Genomic DNA, 24,960 nt, shown 5'->3' with positions numbered 1-24,960 from the left:
CCGGTAAAAGCCCACACGCGCCAGCACGGCGCGCGTGCAGGCGGTGATCAGGAAAGCCACCAGCATCCACGCCAGCAGGCTCGGGACAAACACACCATAGACGTCGACTTCACCGCTCATTGCCATTGCTCGCTGTATTGATCGATTCCATGCTCATTTCTCCATTCCGGCCGGGCTTGCGGCCTGAGCCACAGCCGGGCTCATCGCCAGGGGCGCTGCCGAAAACAAGGCGACGTGCATTTCCACCAGCGCGGCAAACGCCTCGCGCGAGGCCTGGTCGGCACGCGTGGCCACCTTGCGGATCGCCTTGCCCATCCGCTCGCGCAGCACCTGCGGCGGGGCTTCGGCCCTGGCATCCAGGCGTGCCTGGTAGTAGCTGGCCACGCCCTGCAGCACGCGCCGCACGGCACGCTGGTGTTCCGGCGCCAGCGCGGGCAGCTCGCGCTGCAGCGCCAGCGTGCTGAGTTCGACGCGCACTTCGGTGAAGCCGTCGCTGGTGGTTTCATCCTCGCTGGCGGCCAGCCGCGGCACGATCTGCGCCAGCCGGTCCAGCATGCGGGCGCGCAGGTTGGCGTGCTCGCCGGGTTCGCGGCCGGTGGCATTGCGGGCAATGTCGCCCCAGCTCGCGCGCACCAGCCGGCGCACCGCCGCCCTGGTGCCGAAGGGGCGGGCCACCAGGGTCCACACCAGCGCGAACAGGATGCCCGCGATACCCGCCACGTTGCCGTTGAAGAAGGCATTGAAGTCGGCGTTGTATGCGCCCTGCAGGCCAATATCGTTGGCGGTGACCACCGCCAGCGGCATGGCGATCAGCGCAAGCCGCGGCTGCGCCATCATCAGGCCGATGAGCAGGTAAGGCGCCGCGAACATCAGCACCAGCATCTCGAAGTCGTGCGCGTTGGGCAGGACCACGAACAGGTAGACCGTTGCCAAGACCAGGCAGACCACGTTCCAGCGGAAGAAGGAGCGGATCATCGGCGCCGGCTCGTCCATCGCGGCAAAGAAGCAGCAGGACACCGCGCCCAGCGCGACGGCGCCGGCGCCGTCCGCCCAGCCCGTCCAGATCCAGACCAGGCCCATGCAGAAAATGGCCAGGGCGGTCGTGGCGGTGGAGAACAGCAGCATGCCGTGATCGTAGTGCCGCGCCGCGCCCACGCCCCAGCGCTGGAACACCGGCGTCCAGTCGCCCTGCGGGGCGGCCTCGCCGATGCGGCGCTGCAGMGAGACGCAGTCCTGCCACAGCTCCATCAGTTCGAGCAAACGGCCTTCGGCGGTGGCGGCCAGCGCGGCGTGCCAGTCCGGGCCGGCGCTGCCGGCATCGAGACCCGCGTCATCGGCGGGCGCGGCAGGAGACAACTGCAACGCGGGCAGCGGCGCTTGCGCGCCCTCCCCGATCCACGCCGAGACCTGCGCCATGTTCTGCGACAGCCGGCGGGGCACGCCCGCCGCGTGCTGGTGGAGCGCCTCCACCACGGAGGCCAGCGACGACAGCACGGGCAGCAGCATGGTCATGCGGCCGCGCAACTCCTGCGCGTGCTTCACGCGCGCGGCGCTTTCGGCGTCGTAAGAAAGCTGGCTGATCAACTGGTCGAGCGCGAGGATGTCGGCGGCCAGCCGGTGCCGGCTGTGATGGCGCGAGACCTTGGCGGCCGGCTGCGCGGATAGCATATCGGTGGCCCACAACGCGGCATCGGCCAGCCATTGCGCGGATCTCTGGCCGAGCACCGTGGCCACCTTGGCCGGGAAGATGGTCGAGCCGACGATGCTCGCGCACAGGATGCCCAGGCAGATTTCCTCGGCGCGCGCCACCGCGAGATCGAACACGCCGCCGGGATCGCCCACGGCAGGCAACGCCACCATGGGCAGCGTATAGGCCGCCAGCATGAACACATAGCTGCGCGGCGTACGGTGCAGCAGGGCGATATAGAGCAGGACCCCGATCCACAACGCAACCGCGGCCATCAGCAAGACCGGCGCATTGACCAGCGGCGGCACCATGGCAACCGCCGCGGCCGCGCCCAGCAGCGTGCCGAGCACGCGGTACAGCGCTTTGGAGCGGGTCGCGCCGGTGAGCGGATGCGCCACGATATACACGGAAGCCATCGCCCAGTAGGGGCGCGGCAGACCGAGGTACAGCGCGATGAACAGCGCCAGCATGGCCGCTGCAAAGGCTTTAAAGGAAAAGATCCAGTCTCTTCCGGTTGGCCAGCTCAACATGTTCTCAGGACCCGGAAGCGGTATTGGGCGCGGACTCGGCGGCGCGTGCGAGTGCGTCGAGAACGCGCATGGCGCCCTCGAAATCCTGCTCGCTGATGTCGGCGAAGACCGTGGCGCGCACTTGCTTGAGTTCGATCTCGATTCTTTCGGCCAGCGCCTCGCCGGCGTCGGTCAGCCAGAGCGTATTGGCCCGCCGGTCGTTCGCATCGACCTCCCGGCGCACCAGGCCGGCGGCGCAGAGCTGGTCGAGCAAGCGCACCAGCGATGCGCCTTCGAGCCCCACATAGTCGGCCAGCCTGACCTGGCGCACACCGCCGCCAAGGCGGCGGATAAACAACAAGGGCCCGGCGGCCGCGGCGGAAATGCCGTAGGCGGTGACGGCGCCCTGGGAGATCTGGCGCCATTGGCGGCCGGCCAGCATGAGCTGGCCGGTAAAGGCGAAACGGAGGGCGTCGATAGGAGGCATGGACTAAATGATAGCAGCCATATAGTTAGGATGCAAATGATCACCATGCGAAGCAATATCGTATTGCGTCGTGCGAATAATGCAGCACACGGACCGCAGGACGGCAGTGCAAGCTCGCCGCCGCCGATATCCATGGGATATCACTGCCGCTGAAATGAATATTGGACACCTAGCGGCACGGTCCCTTAGCCTTTTGGGATAAACCCGGCCCCGGAGCCGGGGTACAAGAGGAGACCCGATGCACCCTGTCCGCCGCCTGCCGCTGGCCGCCATGGCCGCCAGCGCACTCGTGCCCGGCACCGGCGCCGCGCGCCGACTAGCCCGAACGGCCCACCAGGATGATGGTGTCGTCCCCGCCCGGCAACAGCACCGATCGTGCCAGCATTCCCAAGCCATGACATTCGTCACCAGAGCAAGGCCAAGCAGACACGCCTGACACGCCAACTAGGAGACTCCGCATGACCAGCTTCCTGCGCTATGAACAACAGGGCCACATCGCGACCCTGACCATGAACGAGCCCGAGCGGCGCAACCCGCTCACCGGCAATACCGCGGTGGCCGACTTCCTGGATGCCATCGACCGCATCCACCGCGACACCAGCGTGCGCGCGGTGATCATCACCGGCGCCGGCTCCGCGTTCTCGTCGGGCGGCAATATCCGCGACATGGAGCGCCAGGCCTCAGGCCAGGTGCCGGGCATGGAGATTCGCCAGGACTATCGCCTGGGCATCCAGCGGCTGCCGCTGGCGCTGTTCAACCTGGAGGTGCCGGTGATTGCCGCCGTCAATGGCGCGGCCATGGGCGCGGGCCTCGATCTGGCGTGCATGTGCGATATGCGCATTGCCTCGGAGCAGGCGCAGTTTGCCGAGAGCTTCGTCAAACTGGGGATCATTCCGGGCGATGGCGGCGCGTGGCTGCTGCCGCGCGTGATCGGGCTGTCGCGAGCGGCGGAGCTGACCTTTACCGGGCAGGTCATCGATGCGCGCCAGGCGCTGGAGTGGAATCTCGTTTCGCGCGTCGTGCCGGCGGAGCAGTTGCTGCCCACGGCCAATGAACTGGCGGAGCRCATCGCCGCCAATCCGCCGCATGCGGTACGGCTGGCCAAGCGCCTGCTGCGCGAAGCGCTGCACACACGGCTGGATACGCTGCTGGAATTGTCGGCCGGCTTCCAGGCGCTGTCGCACCAGACCGCGGACCACCGGGAAGCGGTCTCCGCCTTCCTGGACAAGCGCCAGCCGGCGTTCACCGGCAGTTGATCCGGCACCACACCAACTTCCATCCCCGCACATCCGGAGCACCGCCATGCAGCAAGCCGTCATCGTAGACGCCATCCGATCCCCCATGGGCCGGTCCAAGCCCGGCTCGGCCTTTACCGGGTTGCACCCCACGGAATTGCTGGCGCAGGTGCTGGCCGGGCTGGTGGAGCGCAACAAGCTGGACCCAGGGCTGGTGGAAGACGTCATCACCGGCTGCGTCAGCCAGGTGGGCGAGCAGTCCGCCACGCCGGGCCGCGTCGCGTGGCTGGCGGCCGGCTTTCCCGAGCATGTGCCTTCCACCACCATCGACCGCAAGTGCGGCTCCAGCCAGCAGGCCGTGCATTTTGCCGCGCAAGGCATCATGGCGGGCGCCTACGATATCGTGATCGCCTGCGGCATCGAATCGATGAGCCGCGTGCCGATGGGCTCCGGCCGCATCGGGCAGAACCCCTACGGGCCGTCCTTCGAGGCGCGCTACGCGCCCGGGCTGGTGTCGCAGGGCGTGGCGGCGGAGCTGGTCGCGGCGCAGTGGGAACTGTCGCGCGGCGACCTCGACAACTACGCCGCGCAATCACACCAGCGCGCGCACCAGGCGCAAGAAGCTGGCGCTTTCCGCCGCGAGATCCTGCCGATCCGCACCGCCGCCGGCCTGGTCCAGCACGATGAAACCATCCGCCCCGCCACCACGGCCGAGCGCCTTGCCACGCTGGCGCCGTCGTTTCGCGACGAGGCGCTGGGCCAGCGCTTCCCGCAGATCGGCTGGAACGTAACCGCGGGCAATGCCTCGCAGATCAGCGACGGCGCCTGTGCCATCCTGCTGATGAGCGAACGCGCCGCCTCGCGCCTGGGCTTGAATGCGCGGGCGCGTTTCGTGGCCTTCGATGCGTGCGGCGACAGCCCGCTGACCATGCTGACCGCCCCGATCCCGTCAAGCAAGCGCGCACTGGAAAAGAGCGGCTTTGGCCTCGATGCGATTTCCCACTACGAGATCAACGAAGCCTTTGCCTGCGTGCCGCTGGCCTGGCAGCGCGCGCTCGGCGCCGATCCCGCGCGCCTGAACCCGCGTGGCGGCGCGATCGCGCTTGGCCATCCGCTGGGCGCCTCGGGCGCGCGCCTGATGACCACCATGCTGCACGCGCTGGAAGACAGCGGCGAGCGCTACGGCCTGCAGTCGATGTGCGAGGCCGGCGGCATGGCCAACGCCACCATCATCGAACGGCTCTGAGCCGGTACCTGTGCATCCATACCAAGAACGAGGAGAGTCCAGATGAAACTTGCCAACATGTCCGCCGTCGTCACCGGGGGCGCCTCGGGGCTGGGCCTCGCCTGCGCCCGCCGCCTCACCGAGCGCGGCGTGGCCGTGGTGATCGCCGACCTGTCCGAAGAGAATGGCGCCGCCGCCGTGCGGGAACTCGGCGAGCTGGCCCGCTTTGTCCAGGCCGATGTCTGCGATACCGCGCAGATGACCCGCGTGTTCGACGCGGCGGACGCCCTGGGCACCATGCGCGCGCTGATCCATTGCGCCGGAGTGGGCGGCCCGGTGCGCCTGGTCGAGAAGGACGGCCAGCCCGGTTCGCTGGAAAAGTACGAATCGATCGTGCGCATCAACCTGGTCGGCACCTTCAACACGCTGCGTCTCGCGGCGGCGCGCATGGCCCGCAACGAACCGGTCGACGGCGAGCGTGGCGCCTGCGTGCTGACGGCATCGGTAGCCGCCTACGAAGGGCAGATCGGGCAGATCCCCTACGCCTCGGCCAAGGCCGGCATCGTCGGCATGACGCTGGTGGCGGCGCGCGACCTGGCCCAGCGCATGATCCGCGTCTGCACGATCGCGCCCGGCCTGTTCGATACGCCGCTGCTGGCGCGCCTGCCGGAGAACGTGCGCGCATCGCTCGGCGCCTCGGTGCCGCACCCGGCGCGGCTGGGCACGCCGGATGAGTTCGCCTCGACCGCGCTGCATATCCTGGAAAACGCCATGCTGAACGGGGAGACCATTCGCCTGGACGGCGCGATCCGCATGACGCCGCGCTGAACCAAAGCGCCGCTTGCGAAGCCCCGGTGCTGTCCACGGGGCCGCGCGGCTTCGAATCTGGTTATCATGCTCCGGTCACCGCCACCGCACGCACGAACGCCGCGCCTCCTATGCGAAACCGGATCAACGAAGAAATCACCTTCCGCAAGCTGGAAGTCCTGCTTGCCTACATGGAGACCGGCAACCTCGCCAAAGCCGCCGAGGCGCTGGACGTGAGCACCGTCAGCGTGCATCGCGCGCTGCACTCGCTGGAAGAGGGCATGCGCTGCGCCCTGTTCCGCCACGAAGGGCGCAACCTGCTGCCGACCGAAGCCGCGCATGTGCTGGCGGATGTGGCCGACGATGTGATCAAGACCATGGCCGACGGCATCCGCGCCACGCGCCAGGCCGCCGGGTACTCGGCCGATCACATGAAGATCGGCTCGCTCTATTCGCTGACCATCCGCACCGTGCCGGACGTGGTGATCGGCATCAAGGTCAGGCGGCCGGAACTGCAGGCGGAACTCGTGCTGGGCTCCAACGCGGACCTGCTCTTCAAGCTCAAGCAAGGCGCCATCGACGCGGCGCTGATGGCCATGCCAGAGCCGGATACGGAGATCGAGTCCATTCCCTTGTTCGAGGACGAGATCTACTTCGCCGCGCCAGCGGATTCGCCCTACGCGCAGCAAGCATCCATCGACCTGCGGCAATGCAGGGACGAGCCCTTCGTCACGCTCAGCGAGGGCTTCATCACCTATCAAGGCTTTATGGAGGCCTTCCGCATTGCCGACTTCACGCCCAATGTGGTGATGAAGGTCGGCGACATCTTCTCGCTGATGAACCTGGTCAGCGGCGGCGTGGGCTACGCCCTGCTGCCAGGCCGCGTGCGCGACGTGTTCCCGCACAAGGTGACGCTGATCCCGCTGTCCTCGCAATACCGGCTGCGCCAGACCATCGGGCTGAGCTTCCTGCGGCGGCGCGAGCGGGATCCGAACCTGCTGGCGCTGGCGGCGGTGTGCAGGTTGGCGATGCGGGCGCCGAGCTAGATACCGGCAACGGACTCTGCGCAAACGCCTGTGGAGTACGTTATTGGTGACGCCTCAGGCGTCCCCAAGGGCGCCGCGGGGGCGATTCCACTTGGCGTCCATCCGAACGGATTCTGCACTTGCTCTCGCACCCAGTGCGAACCCGTGACCATTTTTCGTGCAATAGCCAATCTGCACATAGCCAAACAGGCTGAGCAGTTGCGCCCAATTCCTGGCCAATCCCTTCTAGCGGACCAAACGTGGGCGTCAGGCATGTATCCGGAAATTTCCGCATGCAAATTCGCTTACTGCGCTACGCTGCCGCATCGACACCGATCTGGCACGTATTTGAATCCGCAATGGAGAAGTCATGGGAGCGAGCAAGCCAAACGGACTGGCTTCGGCTAAAGCCGTTCGCCGGCATTGGTGTACCGGAAAATATCACCGGCGCCGAATGGCAGAGGAAAATCAAGGGTCGTACTGGCATTGTCGCATTCAAGAACTATTGGAGGCGCTCAGGCCAGTCCAACGCAACTGGCGGTCATATTGACCTCTGGAATGGCTCCAGGTTGACGTCAAGCAGTGCTCAGGGTGCAGTAACCAACTTCCTGCGCTTTGTGGTCGGCGTCAATGCCACGCCCTTTTACTCTGATCTGGGCAACTCAAGCGAAATATTGTTTTGGGACATCAAGTGAAACGTGTGGCTTCCGTTGTCTTGTTAAGTGCCATCGGCGCAGTCATTGGGCTTTTGGCTTCGTTGCCGCTTGCTCGATTTGTCCCGATTTGCGGAGAAGATTGTTCAGGGCAGCGACTTGCGCAGACTGCGTCCTGGTCGCTTGGCACTGCGGCCCTTTTCCTGCTAGCTGGTATTTTCTGGTTTCGGAGCCCTGCTTCCCATTGGACCAACTGGCTCGTCCGGCTCGTCGTACTTGTGCTGCTAGTTGGCGGCGCATCGGCGGCAAGCTATGTCCACAAGCTCCAGGTCGAGAATGAATACCTGCACAGCATCCGCGAAATACAGCGCAGCAGCGATTTCCCCACGTTGGTGATCCTGAAGAAGGAAGTGTCCGTACTTGCAAGCTCCGAGGCTGACGGCTCACCAACGCTCTTCCGTGCGGCGAGGTGGGAACGGTGCGCAATTGGGCGTCAAGAGAGCCTGCCACCGAGGCGGATCGAGATTCAGTGCCGCGCTGGGACGGGATGGCTAAGTGCGGAAGACGCGAAAAATCTGATCGCCGTCGCGCCACGGGACAACCATCCGTGAACCCTCCTGATTGCGCAGCACAACGAGATCCGGAATAAGGGAGGGCGCATCGGCGCGATGGTTGCAGCGGGCAAATCAGAAATCCAGCAAACGAGCTTGCCACTGCTGCAACGAGCGCCTCTCATCCGGACGGCGTCGACTAACCCACCACCGCCTTGGTCGCCAGAAACAACAACGACGGCCCCAGCAAGCACCCCAGGCCAGTGTGGAACGTCGCCACCAGCGCACCATAAGGCACCAGCCTGCGATCCGTCGCCGCCAGCCCCGCCGATACACCGCTGACAGTACCCGCCAACCCGCCGAACACCATCGCGGCGCGCGGGTTGTTCAGGCCAAGGAAGCCTGCCGCCATGGGCGTTCCCACCATCACGATGATGGCCTTGATCAGCCCCGTGGCAATGCTCAGCGCGATCACGTCGGAGCTGGCGCCCAGCGCGGCGCCGGTCACCGGCCCCACGATATACGTCACCGCCCCGGCGCCGATGGTGGTCATGCTGACCGCGTCGCTGTAGCCGAACGCGCGCGCCACCGCGGCACCCACGATAAACGGCAGGATGGTGCCGAGCAGCAGGGAGATGGCGCCTACCAGCCCCGCCTTGCGCGCCTCCGTGACCTGCACTTCGAAGGCGGTGGCGACGATGGCGAAATCGCGCAGCATGGCGCCGCCCATCAGGCCGATACCGGAGAACAGCGAGATGTCGGCCAGGCCCTTCTCCTTGCCGGTGGCGATGCCACCGTAGTAAGCCAGCAGCAGGCCTATCACGATGGCGATGGCGGAGGCATGGACACGGCCGAAGGTCAGCCAGCGTGACAGGCGCGAGGACAACCACATGATGATGCCAACGGCAGCGAAGGCGGTGACCAGGCCGTTTTGCAACAGGATGGTATCCAGCAGGTGGGGAATGGATTGTGCGGAGGAAATCGACATGGCGGCCTCTCAGTGCGAAGCGTGGCTGGGGGTGGCTTCAGGGGACGGCAGCGGCGGCAAGGGCGCGTGGTCGCCGGTGCGGCTGAGCACGGCGATGCAGCAGGCTGACACCAGCACCGCGCCGATTGCCGCGATCAGGGCTACCGGCCCGCCGCGCAGCGCGGCCACCACGTTCTGCTGCGCAGCCATCGCTACCACCACGGGGATATACATCGCGCCCCAGAAGCCCACGCCCGCTTCGGTCTCCTTGGGCAAGAGCCCGCGCCCGTGCAGATAGAGCCGTATCGAAATCAGCAGCAGCATCGCGATGCCGACGCCGCCCACATTGGCCTTGACGCCGATGGCAATCCCCAGCAATTCGCCGAGGAACAGGCCGGCGAGATGGCAGAGCGCCAGCAAGGCGGTTCCGTAGATGATCATGGTGCTGTCTCCTGATGGCCTGTCCACATGCTTGCGCGCAGGCTGGTTCCGGGTTTGTGTTTGGCCCGCTCTATGGGCGGCGGGTCCGCCGGTGCAGGGAGCGGGCTTGTGCGCGCACATCCGTCCGGTATGGATGCAATCTAGGCGAGCCGCCGCAGCGCATCAATCAACCCGGGGAGTGAATCGTTAGCATGGGATTAACGTCGCGCCAGGAGCCTTGAATGCTCGTAGTGACCGGACAGGCATTTGCCCGCCGCGCAGCGGCGTTCGGTCCGCACGCAGTGCGAGTGACCGGCTTGCATGTCGTGCCGCCAACACTTACACCTAGAGTAACGATGCCGCGGGCAGCGTCATTGCTTGCGCCGCACGCCGTGCGTATCTTGGTGCCATCACCCGCATCAAGCACACCGGAGACGCGATGCCGAACCCAGCCACGGACAGACAGTGGGACACCCGCCGCACGGAGAAGCGCCGCCGCCTTGCCCGCGGCGCCGCCTTTGCCAGCGGCCGCGTCGTGCCCACCGCCGACATCATCCCTTTTCTCGAAGCCATCACCGCGCCGGGCGACCGCGTGGTGCTGGAGGGCAACAACCAGAAGCAGGCCGATTTCCTCTCGCGCTCGCTGGCCGGGGTGGACCCGGCCAAGGTGCACGGACTGCACATGATCATCCCGAGCGTGAGCCGGGTGGAACACCTCGACCTGTTCGAGCGAGGCATCGCCAGGAAGCTGGACTTTGCCTTTGCCGGCGCGCAGAGCCTGCGCATCTCGCAGTTCCTGGAAGACGGGCAACTGGAAGTCGGCGCCATCCACACGTACATTGAGCTGTACGCGCGACTCTATGTGGACCTGACGCCGAACATCGTGCTGATCGCCGGCTACAAGGCCGACCGCGACGGCAACCTCTACACCGGCGCCAGCACCGAGGACACGCCGGCGCTGGTGGAGGCCGCCACCTTCCGCGACGGTATCGTGGTGGCCCAGGTCAACGAGATCGTGGACGACCCCGCCGGCCTGCCCCGCGTGGATATCCCCGGCTCGTGGATCGACTACGTGGTGCAGGCGGACAAGCCCTTCTTCTGCGAGCCGCTGTTCACGCGCGATCCGCGCCTGATCAAGCCGGTGCACGTGCTGATGGYGATGATGGCGATCCGCGGCGTGTACGAGCGCCACCAGGTGCAATCGCTCAACCACGGCATCGGCTTCAATACCGCGGCCATCGAACTGATCCTGCCAACCTACGGCGAGTCGCTCGGACTCAAGGGCAAGATTTGCAAGTACTGGACGCTGAACCCGCACCCCACGCTGATTCCCGCCATCGAATCCGGCTGGGTGGAAAGCGTGCACAGCTTCGGCAGCGAACTCGGCATGGAGAACTACGTGGCCGCGCGGCCCGATGTGTTTTTCACCGGCGCCGATGGATCGATGCGCTCCAACCGCGCCTTCTGCCAGCTTGCCGGGCAGTATGCGGTGGACCTGTTCATCGGCTCCACCCTGCAGATCGACGGCGACGGCCATTCCTCCACGGTCACACGCGGCCGCTTGTCCGGCTTTGGCGGCGCGCCAAACATGGGCCACAACCCCGGCGGGCGGCGTCATCCCACGCCCGCCTGGCTGGACCTGATCGAGRCCGACGATCCGCTGGCGCGCGGCCGCAAGCTGGTGGTGCAGATGGTGGAGACCTTCCAGGCCGGCGGCAAGCCGACCTTCGTCGAATCGCTCGACGCGGTGCAGGTGGCGAAGGACAGCGGCATGCCGCTGGCGCCGGTGATGATCTACGGCGACGACGTAACCCATGTACTGACCGAGGAAGGCATCGCGTATCTCTACAAGGCGCGCTCGCTGGAGGAACGCCGCGCCATGCTGGCGGCGGTCGCCGGCGTGACGCCGATCGGACTGCGCCACGACCCCGCCACTACGCGCCGCATGCGCAGCGACGGCCTGATTGCGCTGCCGGAGGATCTCGGCGTGCAACGCGGCCAGGCAACCCGTTCGCTGCTCGCGGCAAAGAGCATGGCCGACCTGGTCGACTGGTCGGGCGGGCTGTACGAGCCGCCCGCACGGTTCCGGAGCTGGTGATGGCGAGCCCCGCATGGCTCGCCGGGCCGGGCATCGATGGCGCCTTCGAACCGGAGGCGATTGCGCTGGCGGATCTCGCCGTGAGCGCGCTGATCGACGAGGCCGCGCTGTCGCCCAAGCCCGGGCTGGTCGATGGCCGCGGCAATGGCGCGCATGCCGATCTCAACCTGGACCTGATGCGCGTCTCGGCGCGCGCGCTGCACCCCGCCTTCGCCGAAATGGCGGCAGCGGGCATGCGCGCCGCCCGGCCCGGCGTGGCGCTGCGCGAGCGGCTGGGCGCGCTCGGCCGGGACGCCGAGGCCGCCATGATGCGCGCCACCGGCGGCATCAACACGCATCGCGGCGCGATCTGGAGCCTGGGCCTGCTGGTGGGCGCGGCTGGCCTGCACCGGGATACGCGCAGTGCGCACGGCGTGGCACGGACCGCCGGCGCCATCGCGCGCCTGCCCGACCGCCATCGCCCCGCGCACACCGGCAACAAGGGCGAACGCGCGTGCATCGACTACGGCGTCAGCGGCGCGCGCGGCCAGGCGCAGGCAGGCTTCCCGCATGTACTACGCGCCGGCCTGCCTGAGCTGCGGCGCAGCCGCGCGCGCGGCGACGCGGAGCCCAGCGCGCGCGTCAACGCGCTGCTGGCGATCATGCGCCGCCTCGACGATACCTGCGTGCTGGCCCGCGCCGGCCGCGAAGGGCTTGCGCTGATGCAGGAAGGCGCCAGCCAGGTGCTCGCGGCAGGCGGCATCGCCACGCTGGCCGGACGCCGCCTGCTGCGCCGCCTGGAAGCCGGCATGCTGGCCTGCAACGCCTCGCCCGGCGGCGCGGCCGATCTGCTCGCCGCCACTTTTTTCCTGGACCGGTTGCCATCCGCGACACCGCCGGTACATTGCCCCGTGCAAGGAGACAACTAATGGAACAGCTCCAGTTCGAATATCCCGCCGGTGCGCCGGCAAGCCAGCGCGTGCTGGTAGGCGTGGTCGGCTCCGGCGACCTTGAAGTGATGGTCGAGCCCGGTACGTCCGGCACCACCACCATCCATGTCACCACGTCGGTGGACGGCTACGGCAAGGTCTGGGACGCGCAGCTCTCGCGCGTGTTCAGCGCCGAACCGCGCGCCGCCATGCGTATCCGCATCCACGATTTCRGCGCCACGCCGGGGGTGGTGGGCATGCGGCTGGCGGAAGCCTTCGAAGCGCTCGGCACCGATGGCGGGGAGCAATCATGAACCACGCATCGCTACTGACGCGCGAGAGCTTTGTCGAGCTGGGCGCACGCGCAAGGGCGCATGCGCTGCTCGATCCCGGCAGCTTCCGCGAACTGGCGGGCCCGTTCGATCGACTGGTCTCGCCGTGGCTGGAACGCCAGGGCGTAGTGCCGCAGGCCGACGACGGCGTTGTGGTGGCCAAGGGCCGCATCGGCGGACAGCCCACCGTSGTSCTCGCCATCGARGGCGCSTTCCAGGGCGGCAGCCTGGGCGAAGTGGGCGGCGCCAAGATCGCCGGYGCGCTGGAACTGGCCGCGCAGGACAACCGCCGCGGCGTGCCCACGCGCGCCGTGATTTTGTTCGAGACCGGCGGTGTGCGGCTGCAGGAAGCCAATCTGGGACTGGCCGCCATCGCCGACATCCACGCGGCCATCGTCGACCTGCGCCGCTACCAGCCGGTGGTGGGCGTGATCGCCGGGACGGTGGGCTGCTTCGGCGGCATGTCGATCGCGGCGGGGCTGTGCAGCTACCTGGTGGTGACGCGCGAAGCGCGGCTGGGCCTCAACGGCCCGCAGGTGATCGAGCAGGAAGCGGGCGTCGCTGAATACGATTCGCGCGACCGGCCGTTTATCTGGAGCTTTACCGGCGGCGAGCAGCGCATCGCCACCGGCCTGGCCGACCGCTACGTCRACGACGACAGCGATGCCATCCGTGCCGCCGTGCAAGCGCTATTGGCAGGCGGCGTGCCGGCCGCGCACCGCAGCGAACGCTACGCGCACTACCTGCAATGCCTGGCCGAATACGATCCGGCGCGCCAGCCGGAGCCGGAGACCGTCCGCGCCATCTACGCACCAGGAGCAAAGTCATGAGTACAAGCACGAGTACAGCAAGCGCCCCAGGCCGCGGCGAAACCTGGCTCGCGGCGCTGACCCGCAACGCCCCGCGCCGCCCCGGCTATCCCGCCACCGTGCAGGTTGCCGACGCGGAGCTTGGCGGTCGGCCGGCACGCTTTATCGCGGTGGTGCCCGACGCTGCCAACGCCTACCCGCGCGTGCGCGGCGGCGAGGTGGGCCTGCTCGAAGGCTGGTCGCTCGCGCAGGCGGTGCATGAAGCCGTGCAGGCCGACCGCGACGCCGCGATCAGGCGGCCCATTGTCGCCATCGTCGATACGCCCAGCCAGGCCTATGGCCGGCGCGAGGAAGCCTTCGGCATCCACCAGGCCCTGGCCGGCGCGGCCGGCGCCTACGCCACGGCGCGGCTGCAAGGGCATCCCGTGATCGCGCTGCTGGTCGGGCGCGCCATGTCCGGCGCCTTCCTGGCGCACGGCTACCAGGCCAATCGCCTGATCGCGCTGGACGATGCCGGCGTGGAAGTGCACGCGATGGGCAAGCAGGCCGCCGCCCGCATCACCATGCGCAGCGTGGAGGACCTGGAGAGCTTTGCCGCCAGCGTGCCGCCGATGGCGTACGACATCGGCAACTACGCCACGCTGGGGCTGCTGTGGAAAATGATCGGCGTKAAACACGCCGCGCAGCCGGATGCTGCCGATCTCGACGCCGTGCAGGGCGCGCTGCTGGCGGCGCTGGCCGATATCCAGGCCGACCCGCAGCCCGATCTGCGCAGCCGCCTCGGCGGGCAAAACCGGCAGGCTTCCGGCCGCGTGCGCGAAGTACTCGCGCAGCAGTGGCAGGACTGAAGCCATGGCATGCCGCGCCGCAGGGCAATGACATGACCGCACGCACGCTGCTGCCACACGACCTGCTGTGGCTCACCGACCCGCAGGCCTTCGCCGGTGCCAATGCGCTGCCTGCCTGGGCGACGGTCGAATGGCTGGCGCGTGCGCCGCTTGTCGTGCGGCGCGACCGCCTTGACGGTGCCCGCGTCCCGGTCGGGCTGCGCGGCACCACGCGCGCGCAGCGCCACGCGGCGTGGCTGCCCGATACGCAAGTGGCGCGCGTGGTGACGCCGGGCATGATCGCGCGGCAGGCGCGCTGGCGGGACCATCCACGCCGCCGGGAATTGCCGGCGCTGGCCGCGCTCGCTCGCGTGGCGCCGCTGCTGGACGATGCGCAGGTGAACTGGGGCGTGACGGGCGGAACCGGCTTCACGCTCGCCTCCGGCATCGATGTGCTGCATGCCGGCAGCGATCTCGATCTGCTCGTCACCGCCACCGTGCCGCTTGCCACGGGCACCGAACGGGCGCTCGCCGCCCTGCTCGACGCTACCGATGTCCGCATCGATATCCAGGTGTCCACGCCCTTCGGCGCCTTTGCGCTGCGCGAACGCGCACGCACGGGAGGCCGCGTGCTGCTCAAGACGGCGAACGGTCCCGTCATGAGCAACGATCCATGGCACCCCCTGATTTGCAGCACGCCATGAGCACGCTGTTCACCTTCCCCGGCCAGGGCGCCCAGCGTCCCGGCATGCTGCACGCGCTGCCCGCTCATCCGGCGGTGCGCGCCGCGCTCGACGAAGCCAGCGACGCACTCGGGCGCGATGCGCTCGCGCTCGACAGTGCGGCCGAACTCGCCTCCACCGTGGCCGTGCAGCTCAGCCTGCTGATCGCCGGCGTGGCGATGGCGCGCTGCCTGCTTGCCGAGGGCGCCAAACCCGATGCGGTGGCAGGCCTGTCGATCGGCGCCTACCCGGCCGCGGTGTGCGCGGGCGTGCTGGACTATGCTGATGCGCTCAGGCTGGTGGCGCTGCGCGGCCAACTGATGGAGCAGGCATATCCGGACGGCTATGGCATGACGGCGATCCTGGGCATGGAACTTGGCCCGCTGGAGCGCGTGATCGCGCAGGTGCACGGGCCGGGATCGCCGGTCTACCTGGCCAACCTCAATGCGCCCGCCCAGTTCGTGATCGCGGGTGCCGCACCGGCCATGGCGCGCGTCGCGGAACTGGCGCTGGACAGCGGCGCGCATGCGGCCAAACCCATCGCCATCAGCGTGCCTTCGCACTGCGCCCTGCTCGACGGCGCGGCGCACGCGCTCGTTCATGCCTTCGCCGACGTGCGCCTCGACCGGCCGCGCCTGCGCTACTTCAGCGCCAGCGCGGCGCGCGAGTTGCGCGACCCCGCCCGCATCGGCGCCGACCTGGCGCGCAACCTCGCCGTGCCCGTTCGCTGGCACGAGACCATGCTGCTGGCGCGCGAATGCGGCGTGCGCCTGGCGGTGGAAATGCCGCCCGGCAATGTGCTGACGCGGCTGGCCGCGCCCCTGCTGTCCGACGGCATCGCCGTGGCCTGTGCCGACACGCGCATCGACAGCGTGGTGGCGCTCACGGCGCGCGAAGCGCTGCGGGCGTCCTCCTGAGCCAGCGCCTCAGCCCAGCGGCAATGCCGTGCTGTACAGCACCTGCTTGAGCGCAAAACTCGAACGGATGCTGGACACACCGGGGATGCGCGTGATCTGGTCGATGATCAGCCGCTCCAGCGCTTCCACGTCGGCCACCACCACGCGCAGCAGGTAATCGGCATCGCCCGACATCAGGTAGCACTCCATCACCTGCGGCAAGGTGGTGATACGCCGCTCGAAGGCATCGAGCGTTTCGCGGCGCTGCTTGTCCAGCGAGATCTGGATGAACACCACCACCTTCAGGCCGAGCCGGCGCGCATCCAGCAGCGTCACCCGGCGCGAGATCACGCCCTGTTTTTCCAGCTGCTTGACCCGCGCCAGGCACGGCGAGGGCGACAGGCTGACGCGGCTGGCCAGCTCCACATTGGTCAGGCTGGCGTCTCGCTGCAGCTCGTTGAGAATCCGGATATCCGTGGCGTCCAGGTCAATGTCCAGCACGTTGCGCTCCCGCTTTTTCGAATAGCAGCATTCTATGCCGCAGCGAGCGGGATTTGCAGTTGGCTTCGGTTTATGCTGCGGCGCAATAGACCGTAGACTTTCCAGCCTCCCCCACCCATCCGCGGCGGCGGGGCAATCTGGTCACGGAATCGAGTAGAAGCATGCAAGCACAACAAGGATGGCGCCGGTTTATTCCCCTCGCCTGCGCCGTGGCGATCTGGGGCGGCAACTGGCCGGTCATGAAGCTGGGCCTGACCCACGTCAGCCCGCTGTGGTTTGCCGCCGCGCGCTTTGTCTCGGCCGCCGCGATCAGCTTCCTGGTGCTGGGCGCCCTGCGCCGGCTGCGGCTGCCGACGCGGCAGGAGTGGCCGCTGGTGATCGGCGTGGGCCTGCTGCAGATGGCGGCCTTCACCGCGCTGGCGCTGTGGGCGCTGCAGTACGTGCCGCCGGGCCGCGCCTCGGTGATTGCCTATGCCACCTCGGTCTGGGTGATTCCGCTGTCGTCGCTGGTGCTCAAGGAGCGGCTGTCGCGCCCGCAATGGATCGCCACCGGCCTGAGCTATGCCGGTATCGCGCTGATGATCGCGCCGGCGCTGCGCGACTGGCAGCTGCATACCGCTGTGGGCCTGGTGATGCTGCTCGGCGCGTCGCTGGCCTGGTCGCTCAGCATCATCCAGTTGCGCGCGAACCGCGCGGTGCGGCTGGGCGCCGACATGATCCCGTGGGAGACCGCGGTCGCCTCGGTGCCGCTGGTGCTGCTGGCCCTGCTGCGCGACGGCGCGCCGCACTTCCTGTCGATGCCCGAGATCTGGCCGCTGCTGTTCTATACCGGGCCGCTGGCCACCGCGCTGACCTTTATCGTGGTGCTCAACATGACGCAGACCCTGCCGCCCGCCGCGACCTCGATCGCCATGCTGTGCGTGCCGGTGATCGGGCTGGTGGTGTCGGCGGTGGCGTTCCAGGAGCGCATCTCGGCGGATCTCTCGGCCGGGCTCGCGCTGATCGCGCTGGGCGTGGCAACCTCCGCACTGGCGCCCTGGCTGGGGCGGCGCCTGCCGTGGCGCAGCGCTTGATTTCCACCGGAGTTACAAGAAGACACAGTTGTATTGGCCCGCTAATACCTGACAACGGCGCGCCGCATTACAGTGGCGGCAACTACTAACCGGAGTCACCCGTGCGGAAACTTGCCACCCTTTGCGCCTTTGCCGCTGTCGCGGGCCTTGCTTCAGGCGCGGCCTTCGCGCGCGTGGACGTGGACATCGGCATCGGCCTGCCCGGCCCGGTGTTCGTCGCCCCTGCTCCGGTCTATCAGGCGGCTCCCGTCTACCAGCCGGCCCCGGTCTACCGCGCCGCGCCGGTCTACGAAGCAGCCCCGGTATATGTCGCGCCCCAGCCGGTCGTGGTGGCGGGACCTGGCTACTACGGTCCCAGATACTATGGCCGCGGCGAGCGCGAGTGGCGTGAACGCGAATGGCGCGAGCAGCGCTGGCGCGAACGCGAGCGCCATGAGCATGAGCACGAATGGCGCGACCGTGATCGCGACTGGCGCCGCTGATGGCGAGGACATGGCTGCTTCTGCTGGCACTGCTGCTATTGCGGCAAGTGCCTACGACACCGAGGCCAGCGGCAGATTCAGCAGCAGATTCTGCGGCTTCATCCTGAAGACGCCGGCCTCGTTCATCGCCGCGGCCAGATAGACCGGGCGGCCGGCAACGTCCGGCCTGACCACGGACGGATCGGCAAAATCCAGCCGGAACAGCGACAGGATGCGCCGTTGCCGCTCCGGCTCCAGTTCCTCCCCCCGGTACAGATCGTTGAGGATCTGCGTGGCCTGCGCGTCCAGCCCGATGTGCCAGGCCCAGTGCCGGTCCTCGATCGCGCTCAAGGGCATCACCGTCACTTCCACCCCGAAGAAGTGCCGCACCCACCGTGCGAGCACGCGACTGAACGCCCCGAGCGCCGCGCTGCCGCTGGCGAAGCGGATCACGGTGTCGCGGCGTTCGTTGCGGGTCCAGTAAGCCGGGGCGTTGTCGCGATCCAGCACATCCAGTTCGACCTTGCGCGCGGGAATCTGCGCTTGCGCCAGCAAGCGTCCCAGTTCGCCGTAGACGCTCCCCGATGCGTGCAGTTCGACCGTTTCGGCATCGGCCAGCATGACCGCGCCCTCCTGCAACGACACTTTTTGCGCGCGGGAGAACAGTTCCGCCGCGCGCCATTCCATCGGGTCGGGGTTGTCATGCAGGATGCCGTGCACGATCAGGTGCGCGAGCTGGTCGATAAAGACCGGCGGTACGGTCACGTTGCCCTGGCGAAAGATATCCAGGTAAGCCGCCTCGACGGTGGGCGCCGCTAACAGGCGCTCGCGCATGGCCAGCACCACGCCGTAGTTCTCGCGCGCATCGGCATCCTGCAGCGCGGCAATCTCCCCGGCGGCCACCGGCCGCCGGGGATCCGCGATCAGCGCCGCGTGCAGCGCGCGCTCGGCGTCGCACGACGCCTCCACCGGCGCCACTTCGGGACGGCGCCACCACGTACGTAGCAAGTGATCGCCGGGGAGCAACTTGCCGTCGCTGTCGCGGGCGGCGGGGTCGAAACCGGAATGGGGCCAGGCGTCGCGAGGCCAGGAAGCGGGCATGGTGAGCGGGGATACCGGGGCTGGAAGATCGCCCCAGTATCCCATAGGCGGAACCGGCTCAGCCCGCCGCGCCGCCCTGGCTGGCGCGCACCGCTTGCGCCAGCCGTTCCACGCCTTGCACGATCTGCTCATCCGAAGCCGTGGCGAACGACAGCCGCAGCGCGCCCGAGCGCTGCCCGCCCACGCTGAAGCTGGCGCCCGGCACATACATCACCCGCGCCGCGATGGCATGCGGCAGCAGGCTCGCCGCATCGGCCACGCCTTCGATCTCGCACCACAGGAACATGCCGCCCTGCGGGGTTTCGCCGCGCAGCGCGGGGCCAAAGGCATCGGCCAGCGCCCGCACCATCAGGTCGCGCTTGTGGCGGTACAGGTCGATGATGCGCGCGGTCTGCCGGGCCAGCAGGCCAGCGGCCAGGCAGGTGGCCATCGCCAGTTGCAGCCACGGCGACGTGCAGAGATCGGACACTTGCTTGGCGATCACGGCACGCCGCAGGATCTCGGCGGGCCCCGCCATCCAGCCCAGCCGGAGCCCGGGCGCCATGGTCTTGGAAAAACTGCCGAGGTAAATCACCCAGGGCGTCAGCGCGGGGTCTTGCGCGGCCAGCGACAACAGCGATGGCAGCGGCTCGCCGTCGAAACGCAGGCTGCCGTAGGGATCGTCCTCCACCACCACGATGCGATGCTGCGCGGCGAGCGCCAGCAGCGCGCGGCGGCGCTCCAGCGCCAACGTGCGGCCGCTCGGGTTGGCAAAAGTGGGCACCAGGTAAAGCAGCCGTGGCCGCTCCTCGTCACGGCAGTCAGCCAACATGGCGGCAAGGGTCTGCACGCACACCCCGTCCTGGTCGGACGGGATGCCGCGCACCGCGGCGCCGGCCAGCCGCAGCGCCTGCACGGCGGCGGGATAGGTCGGCGTCTCCACCCACACCGGCGTACCGGGCGCGACGAAGGCCTGCACCAGCAACTCGAACCCTTGCTGCGAGCCCGATGTCACCACGATCTGTTCGGGCGGCAGGGGGGCGCCGCGCCCGGCCATCAATGCCGACAACTCGCGACGCAGCGCCGGCATGCCTTCGGTCGGCCCGTATTGCAGGCATTGTGCCGGGTCGCTGGCCATGACCCTGGCCGCGGCGTCCTGCAACGCGCCGGCATCGAAGCTGGCCGGGGAGGGATAGCCGCCGGCGAAGGAGATCATGCCCGGCAGGCTCATATAGGGAAACAGTTCGCGGATGGGCGAGCCCTGCGGCTCCCGCATGGCGGGCGCGAAGGCGTACGGATGGACTGGCGTGCTCATGGGATGCTGGCGGAGAGAGGCAAAGGCGGGGCTGCGCGGCGTACTGCGAGAAATCTGGCCGGCCCCGCGCGGCAGCATGCGCGGGGCTGGCGTCGGCCGCGCTCAGTCGACCGTGGCGCCGGACAGCTTGACGATCTCGCCCCACTTGCGGCGGTCGTTGCGGACCAGCTCGGCGAATGCCTCGGGCGTGTTCGGCGCCAGTTCGGCGCCCTGCTCGCGCAGCTTGGCCTGGATGGCCGGATCGCTGGTGGCGCGTGCCAGGTCGCGGCTGATCTTCTGCGCCAGCGCGGCGGGCAGGCCCTTGGKGGCGAACAGCCCGAACCACGGGCTGGCGTCGAAGCCCTCGACCGGACCGGCCGCCGCCACGGTAGGCACATTGGGCAGCGCCGCCGAACGGCCGGCGGAGGTCACGGCCAGCGCCTTGAGCTTGCCCGAGCGGACGAACTGGATCGACGCCGGCAGGTTGTCGAACATCACGTCCACGCTGCCGCCCATCAGGTCGGCCAGCGCCGGGCTGCTGCCCTTGTAGGCAACGTGGCTCATCTGCGTGCCGGTCATGCGCTGGAACAACTCGCCGGCCAGGTGGGTCGAGGTGCCATTACCTGCCGAAGCCATGTTCACCTTGCCGGGATTGGCCTTCAGGTAGGTGATGAACTCCGCCAGCGTCTGCACGCGGGCGCGCTCGGCGAACGCCGGCGAAACCACCACTACATTGGGCACCTTGGCGACCAGCGATACCGGCGTGAAATCCGCCGCGGCGTCATAGGGCAGCTTCTTGTACAGCGTGGGATTGATGCCGAACTCGCCGACCGAACCCATCAGCAGCGTATAGCCGTCGGCCGGCGACTTGGCCGCCACGCCGGTGCCCACGATGCCGCCCGCGCCGGGACGGTTGTCCACCAGCACCGGCTGCTTCCACATCGCGGTGAGCTGGTCGCCGATCATGCGCGCCACCATGTCAGTGGTGCCGCCGGCCGGGTACGGCACGATGATGCGCACCGGCTTGTTGGGGAATTCTTCCGCGCTGGCCGTGGCCGCCGCGAGCAGGCCCATTGAAATGCCGCAATGGCCGATGATGCGAAGCAGTCGATTCATGCCGGTCTCCTCGTTTCCTTATGGTTGTGATGTCCCCTCTCGTGGTCCGTCTCTCGGGGGGCGGGGGACGCGGGAACCCAGGACGCTGGGTTCCCGGAGATCGGCATTTTTAGTCATCAACTTTTTTACATCAAGCGAGATTTACGCATAGGATGATGACTTTTTTACATCAAGTTGCAGAACCCATTCCCGCCAGGGGATTCCCACCAACGCATTGAGACCATGAGCGCCTCCCGCATTCCCAGCCTGAGCAGCCTGCGCGCCTTCGAAGCCGCCGCCCGCCACCAGAACCTGCGCCGCGCCGCGGCGGAGCTATGCCTGAGCGAGAGCGCCGTCTCGCGCCAGATCGCCACGCTGGAGAGCCAGCTCGGCGTGGCGCTGTTCCATCGCGCCAACCAGCGCGTCAGCCTCACCCCGGCCGGTTCCCTGTACGGCTACCAGGTGCGGGAAAGCCTGCAGAAGCTGCAGCGCGATACGCTGGACATCATGGCGCACGAGGGCGCGGGCGGCATCGTGGAACTGGCGTGCGTGCCGACACTGGCGGTGGAATGGCTGATTCCCCGGCTGCCCGCGTTCTATGCGCAGCATCCGCAGGTGGTGGTCAATTTCAGCGCGCAGGCGGATGTATTCCTGTTCGATGGCACGCCCTATGACGCCACCATCCACTACGGCGAGGCCAACTACCCTGGCGGACGCGCCGATCCCCTGTTCGACGAGGAATCCGTGCCGATCTGCCATCCGGACTTCTTCGCCGGCGAGGCGCCGGTCAGCGCAGAGCGGATCGCGCAGGCGCCGCTGCTGCATCTCTCGACGCGGCGGCTCGACTGGAAGAACTGGATGGAAGCCGCAGGCGTCGGCGACGTCAACGCCATGCGCGGCACGCGCTACGACCACCATAGCATGGTGATCAGCGCCGCCCGCGCCAGGCTGGGCGTCGGCCTGGTGCCGCGTTTCCTGGTGGAGGAATACCTGGCGCTGGGCCTGCTGGTGATGCCGGTGGCGCAAGCCATGCGCTCGCAGCGCGCCTACTACCTCGTCGTGCCCGACTCGCGGCCCGTGAGCGACGCCATGTCGCGCCTGCGTACGTGGCTGCTGGCCGCGGCGCAGGATTTTGCGGCCCGCCAGGCAGAACGCCTGGAACAGCAAGCGACGATTAATCAAAAAATTTGAACATTAAATACGATACAGGGCCGCGCGCCAGATCCGTGCCAGATCTATCCTTTGTCACATGGAGACGCAACATGTTCTCCCGATTTCAACAAGACAAATAGATCATGAAAGTCACCACCGCCCGCCTGCTCCTCGCTGCCGCCATCGCCGGCACCGCCCTGCTCTCGCTGAACTCCGCCTTTGCCGCCGGCACGCACGCCGGGGACGACTACGGCTACGTGCACCGCGCCACCGACGCCTACACCAACGGCGCGCGCAAGGTCGACGCCTTCAGCGACGGCGCCCGCACGGTATTCCAGGACTATCCGTTCGGCTTCGCGGTATGAAAGGCAACGGCGGTGCGGCGCGCACCGCCCCGTCCGGGACGCACTGACAGACAGCAGGAACGCATCATGACCATCAAAGACACTGCCCTGATCCTCGCCGGATGGATTGCCGCCTGCCTGGGCAGCGGCTACCTCGTGAGTTTCGCGGCGCAGGCGCTGCAGCGCTGACAAGCCCGGCGGGCGATCGCCACCAAGCTCCCCTCATTCCTTCGCGCCAGCCGCCTCCAGTACATCCGTCAGCTTTCGGCCCGCATCGAGCGCCGCCGGAAAGCCGCAGTACACCGCGCTGTGCACCACCAGTTCGCGCAATTCCTGCGGCGTCACGCCATTGGCCAGCGCCCCGCGCAAATGCCCGGTCAGTTCCTGCGGCCGGTTGAGCGCGATCAGCATCGACACCGTGGCCAGGCTGCGCTGCTTGCGGTCGAGCCCTTCGCGCGTCCACACCGTGCCCCAGGCGAATTCCGTGACAAGTTGCTGCAGGCCGACATCGCCCTGCTGCTGCGCGGCCTCGAAAGCGCGCTGCACGTATTGCGCCCCCATGACCTCCGAACGAACCTCCCGGCCGGCTTCGAAAGCCGGTGTCTGCGTATAAGCGGTGGGATCTTGCCTGGCTTGCGTCATTTGCTGCCCTCCTTTGCCGTTTGCATGCGCACCGGCAGTCTGAACCGCGGCCGGCAACTTGTCCACGGGCCAGCCCCCCCCCCTCATGGACCTTGCTCGTCGGGCTCCCGCGCAAAGCCCTCCTCGCGGCGCGCGATGGCGCTGGCCAGCCCGAATTCCCTGACAAAGAGCACGATCAACGCGAGCACGGCGAGCGCGCCGATCGCCAACCGATAGTAGATCCACATGGCGGCAAGCCGGAACAACCGGTAGAGTTTTCCTATCTGCAGGGTAGGCTCCGGCACATCAAAAAGGCGCTTAGATGCCCGTGGCGCGGTGCAAAGAAGCCGTCAAAACGGCAAGGAACGACATCGCCAAAGCGCGGAAAGATGCACGCAATTTGATCTGGATCCTGGCAAGGCCGGCACGCGGGTGCCATGATGATCGCAGTGGCCGCCCCCAACACACATGCAGGCGCCGCCCCTTTCCRACAACGATTGCAGCCATACCAGGAGATAGCCGCCATGACCAACATTGTGCTCGCCACCGACGGTTCGCCCTTTGCCGACGCAGCCGCCCGCTTTATCGTCGAGGGCAAGCTGCTGCAAAGCGGCTTTACCGTGCACGTGGTCCATGTGACGCCCGAAGTCACCGGCCAGGTGCGCGCCTTCGTCAGCAAGGACACCATCGACGCCTGGCACCAGGAAGAAAGCGAGAAAGCCATGAAATCCGTAGCGGACATCCTCGCCGCCGCGGGCATCGCCTTCGAGCAGCACGCACTGCACGGCTTCGCGCCGGAACGCATCGTCGCCTATGCCGCCAGCGTGGACGCGCGCGCCATCGTCATGGGCACGCACGGACGCGGCTCATTCTTCGATGCGGTGATTGGCTCGGTAGCGGGACGCGTGCTGGCGCACGCGCCGTGCCCGGTAGTGCTGGTGAAAGCACCGGGGAAGAAGTAAGGCCCGAAAGGCCGAAGAGTCGAGGATAAAAACGCTACCGCCCGATCAAAGATTCGGTGTATCCGTGTTTGCCGCCCGAGGGGCGGCAAACACCCACCCGCGATGCGAAGCGAGCCGTCAAGGTGTACCAGGCCGTATGGGGCGCCTCGTCGGCAGGCAAAAAGAGCGGAAAAGAGGGACCCATGTTTGAGTATCGCCTTAAGGCGATGCGAGTTTGGG

Annotated in this window: 29 protein-coding genes; 18 read left to right on the top strand and 11 right to left on the bottom strand. The window is 67.7% G+C overall.

Features of this window, described 5'->3' with window-relative positions; genetic code table 11:
- The 3 genes from AC1DKD_RS19155 to AC1DKD_RS19145 form a co-directional block, all read right to left on the bottom strand.
- Positions 1–120: DUF1656 domain-containing protein (locus AC1DKD_RS19155; protein WP_477143572.1), on the bottom strand; the 120-nt coding region annotated here is incomplete at its 3' end.
- Between the two features lie 33 nt (positions 121–153).
- Positions 154–2,217, bottom strand: coding sequence for an FUSC family protein (locus tag AC1DKD_RS19150; protein ID WP_441629238.1), 2,064 nt, complete (start codon positions 2,215–2,217; stop codon positions 154–156).
- Positions 2,218–2,221: 4 nt separating this feature from the next.
- Entirely contained in the window at positions 2,222–2,683 is a 462-nt protein-coding gene (locus AC1DKD_RS19145; RefSeq protein ID WP_441629236.1) for a MarR family winged helix-turn-helix transcriptional regulator, read from the bottom strand.
- Between the two features lie 458 nt (positions 2,684–3,141).
- On the opposite strand from AC1DKD_RS19145, the gene AC1DKD_RS19140 reads away from it, so the two are divergent.
- The 6 genes from AC1DKD_RS19140 to AC1DKD_RS19115 all read left to right on the top strand — a co-directional run bounded on the left by AC1DKD_RS19140 (position 3,142) and on the right by AC1DKD_RS19115 (position 8,239).
- Positions 3,142–3,939, top strand: a complete 798-nt coding sequence (locus AC1DKD_RS19140; protein WP_477143570.1) for a crotonase/enoyl-CoA hydratase family protein — start codon at positions 3,142–3,144, stop codon at positions 3,937–3,939.
- Between the two features lie 46 nt (positions 3,940–3,985).
- Positions 3,986–5,164, top strand: a complete 1,179-nt coding sequence (locus tag AC1DKD_RS19135) for a thiolase family protein (RefSeq protein ID WP_441629232.1) — start codon at positions 3,986–3,988, stop codon at positions 5,162–5,164.
- A gap of 42 nt (positions 5,165–5,206) precedes the next feature.
- Positions 5,207–5,971, top strand: coding sequence for an SDR family NAD(P)-dependent oxidoreductase (locus AC1DKD_RS19130; RefSeq protein ID WP_441629230.1), 765 nt, complete (start codon positions 5,207–5,209; stop codon positions 5,969–5,971).
- Positions 5,972–6,081: 110 nt separating this feature from the next.
- Entirely contained in the window at positions 6,082–6,996 is a 915-nt protein-coding gene (locus AC1DKD_RS19125; protein WP_441629228.1) for a LysR family transcriptional regulator, read from the top strand.
- Positions 6,997–7,268: 272 nt separating this feature from the next.
- Complete coding sequence (locus AC1DKD_RS19120) at positions 7,269–7,670, top strand: T6SS effector amidase Tae4 family protein (RefSeq protein ID WP_441629226.1); 402 nt, start codon at positions 7,269–7,271, stop codon at positions 7,668–7,670.
- Positions 7,667–8,239, top strand: a complete 573-nt coding sequence (locus tag AC1DKD_RS19115) for a hypothetical protein (RefSeq protein WP_441629224.1) — start codon at positions 7,667–7,669, stop codon at positions 8,237–8,239. The genes AC1DKD_RS19120 and AC1DKD_RS19115 overlap by 4 nt, the downstream gene beginning before the upstream one ends.
- 139 nt (positions 8,240–8,378) lie before the next feature.
- Here AC1DKD_RS19115 and madM read toward each other — a convergent pair whose 3' ends face one another.
- The gene (gene madM, locus AC1DKD_RS19110) at positions 8,379–9,167 is read right to left on the bottom strand and encodes a malonate transporter subunit MadM (RefSeq protein WP_441629222.1); all 789 of its coding nucleotides are present in this window, start codon (positions 9,165–9,167) and stop codon (positions 8,379–8,381) included.
- A gap of 9 nt (positions 9,168–9,176) precedes the next feature.
- Positions 9,177–9,587, bottom strand: coding sequence for a malonate transporter subunit MadL (gene madL / locus AC1DKD_RS19105; protein WP_441629220.1), 411 nt, complete (start codon positions 9,585–9,587; stop codon positions 9,177–9,179).
- A 418-nt stretch (positions 9,588–10,005) separates the two neighbouring features.
- Between madL and mdcA the strand changes: the two genes are divergently transcribed.
- The 7 genes from mdcA to mdcH are packed head-to-tail and all read left to right on the top strand — an operon-like array spanning position 10,006 to position 16,179.
- Positions 10,006–11,664, top strand: a complete 1,659-nt coding sequence (gene mdcA, locus AC1DKD_RS19100) for a malonate decarboxylase subunit alpha (RefSeq protein ID WP_477143569.1) — start codon at positions 10,006–10,008, stop codon at positions 11,662–11,664.
- Positions 11,664–12,572, top strand: a complete 909-nt coding sequence (locus AC1DKD_RS19095) for a triphosphoribosyl-dephospho-CoA synthase (RefSeq protein ID WP_477103296.1) — start codon at positions 11,664–11,666, stop codon at positions 12,570–12,572. The genes mdcA and AC1DKD_RS19095 overlap by 1 nt, the downstream gene beginning before the upstream one ends.
- On the top strand, positions 12,572–12,886 hold the full coding sequence (locus AC1DKD_RS19090; RefSeq protein ID WP_477143568.1) for a malonate decarboxylase subunit delta: 315 nt from the start codon (positions 12,572–12,574) through the stop codon (positions 12,884–12,886). Before AC1DKD_RS19095 ends, AC1DKD_RS19090 begins: the two co-directional genes overlap by 1 nt.
- Positions 12,883–13,734 carry a biotin-independent malonate decarboxylase subunit beta gene (locus AC1DKD_RS19085; protein WP_477143567.1) on the top strand — a complete coding sequence of 284 codons (852 nt, stop codon included), beginning with the start codon at positions 12,883–12,885 and terminating at the stop codon, positions 13,732–13,734. Before AC1DKD_RS19090 ends, AC1DKD_RS19085 begins: the two co-directional genes overlap by 4 nt.
- Entirely contained in the window at positions 13,731–14,561 is an 831-nt protein-coding gene (gene mdcE, locus AC1DKD_RS19080) for a biotin-independent malonate decarboxylase subunit gamma (protein ID WP_477103295.1), read from the top strand. Before AC1DKD_RS19085 ends, mdcE begins: the two co-directional genes overlap by 4 nt.
- A 32-nt stretch (positions 14,562–14,593) precedes the next feature.
- Positions 14,594–15,244: a malonate decarboxylase holo-ACP synthase gene (locus AC1DKD_RS19075; protein WP_477103294.1), complete on the top strand. Its 651-nt coding sequence runs from the start codon at positions 14,594–14,596 to the stop codon at positions 15,242–15,244.
- Positions 15,241–16,179: a malonate decarboxylase subunit epsilon gene (gene mdcH / locus AC1DKD_RS19070; RefSeq protein ID WP_441636671.1), complete on the top strand. Its 939-nt coding sequence runs from the start codon at positions 15,241–15,243 to the stop codon at positions 16,177–16,179. The genes AC1DKD_RS19075 and mdcH overlap by 4 nt, the downstream gene beginning before the upstream one ends.
- A 9-nt stretch (positions 16,180–16,188) precedes the next feature.
- On the opposite strand, the gene AC1DKD_RS19065 is transcribed toward mdcH, so the two are convergent.
- The gene (locus AC1DKD_RS19065) at positions 16,189–16,659 is read right to left on the bottom strand and encodes an Lrp/AsnC family transcriptional regulator (protein WP_006158020.1); all 471 of its coding nucleotides are present in this window, start codon (positions 16,657–16,659) and stop codon (positions 16,189–16,191) included.
- Positions 16,660–16,820: 161 nt separating this feature from the next.
- On the opposite strand from AC1DKD_RS19065, the gene AC1DKD_RS19060 reads away from it, so the two are divergent.
- Together AC1DKD_RS19060 and AC1DKD_RS19055 are read left to right on the top strand one after the other, a co-directional pair.
- Positions 16,821–17,732, top strand: a complete 912-nt coding sequence (locus AC1DKD_RS19060; RefSeq protein ID WP_035869461.1) for a DMT family transporter — start codon at positions 16,821–16,823, stop codon at positions 17,730–17,732.
- Positions 17,733–17,833: 101 nt separating this feature from the next.
- A complete protein-coding gene (locus AC1DKD_RS19055) occupies positions 17,834–18,214 on the top strand; it encodes a hypothetical protein (RefSeq protein WP_035869463.1) in 381 nt (126 codons plus the stop codon).
- A 51-nt stretch (positions 18,215–18,265) separates the two neighbouring features.
- Here the strand turns inward: AC1DKD_RS19055 and AC1DKD_RS19050 are convergent, their stop codons facing one another.
- From AC1DKD_RS19050 to AC1DKD_RS19040, 3 genes are all read right to left on the bottom strand, one after another.
- On the bottom strand, positions 18,266–19,294 hold the full coding sequence (locus AC1DKD_RS19050) for a DUF6352 family protein (protein ID WP_441636659.1): 1,029 nt from the start codon (positions 19,292–19,294) through the stop codon (positions 18,266–18,268).
- A gap of 58 nt (positions 19,295–19,352) precedes the next feature.
- Positions 19,353–20,588, bottom strand: a complete 1,236-nt coding sequence (locus AC1DKD_RS19045) for an aminotransferase-like domain-containing protein (protein ID WP_441636661.1) — start codon at positions 20,586–20,588, stop codon at positions 19,353–19,355.
- 102 nt (positions 20,589–20,690) lie between these two features.
- A complete protein-coding gene (locus tag AC1DKD_RS19040; RefSeq protein WP_477143571.1) occupies positions 20,691–21,641 on the bottom strand; it encodes a Bug family tripartite tricarboxylate transporter substrate binding protein in 951 nt (316 codons plus the stop codon).
- 264 nt (positions 21,642–21,905) lie between these two features.
- Here AC1DKD_RS19040 and AC1DKD_RS19035 point away from each other — a divergent pair, with 264 nt between their 5' ends.
- A complete protein-coding gene (locus tag AC1DKD_RS19035) occupies positions 21,906–22,853 on the top strand; it encodes a LysR substrate-binding domain-containing protein (RefSeq protein ID WP_441636663.1) in 948 nt (315 codons plus the stop codon).
- Between the two features lie 104 nt (positions 22,854–22,957).
- Positions 22,958–23,179 (top strand): hypothetical protein, encoded by a 222-nt coding sequence (locus AC1DKD_RS19030; RefSeq protein WP_441636665.1) that lies wholly within the window; start codon positions 22,958–22,960, stop codon positions 23,177–23,179.
- A 201-nt stretch (positions 23,180–23,380) separates the two neighbouring features.
- Here the strand turns inward: AC1DKD_RS19030 and AC1DKD_RS19025 are convergent, their stop codons facing one another.
- Together AC1DKD_RS19025 and AC1DKD_RS19020 are read right to left on the bottom strand one after the other, a co-directional pair.
- Positions 23,381–23,800, bottom strand: a complete 420-nt coding sequence (locus AC1DKD_RS19025) for a carboxymuconolactone decarboxylase family protein (RefSeq protein WP_441636667.1) — start codon at positions 23,798–23,800, stop codon at positions 23,381–23,383.
- An 83-nt stretch (positions 23,801–23,883) separates the two neighbouring features.
- Positions 23,884–24,027 (bottom strand): hypothetical protein, encoded by a 144-nt coding sequence (locus tag AC1DKD_RS19020; RefSeq protein ID WP_441636669.1) that lies wholly within the window; start codon positions 24,025–24,027, stop codon positions 23,884–23,886.
- A gap of 276 nt (positions 24,028–24,303) precedes the next feature.
- Between AC1DKD_RS19020 and AC1DKD_RS19015 the strand changes: the two genes are divergently transcribed.
- On the top strand, positions 24,304–24,741 hold the full coding sequence (locus tag AC1DKD_RS19015) for a universal stress protein (protein ID WP_045237308.1): 438 nt from the start codon (positions 24,304–24,306) through the stop codon (positions 24,739–24,741).
- The last annotated feature ends 219 nt before the right edge of the window (positions 24,742–24,960 follow it).

Source organism: Cupriavidus sp. 05T313, assembly GCF_056396665.1.
Note: the sequence above shows the minus strand (reverse complement) of the source record. Positions and strands in the feature narration are given on the sequence as shown.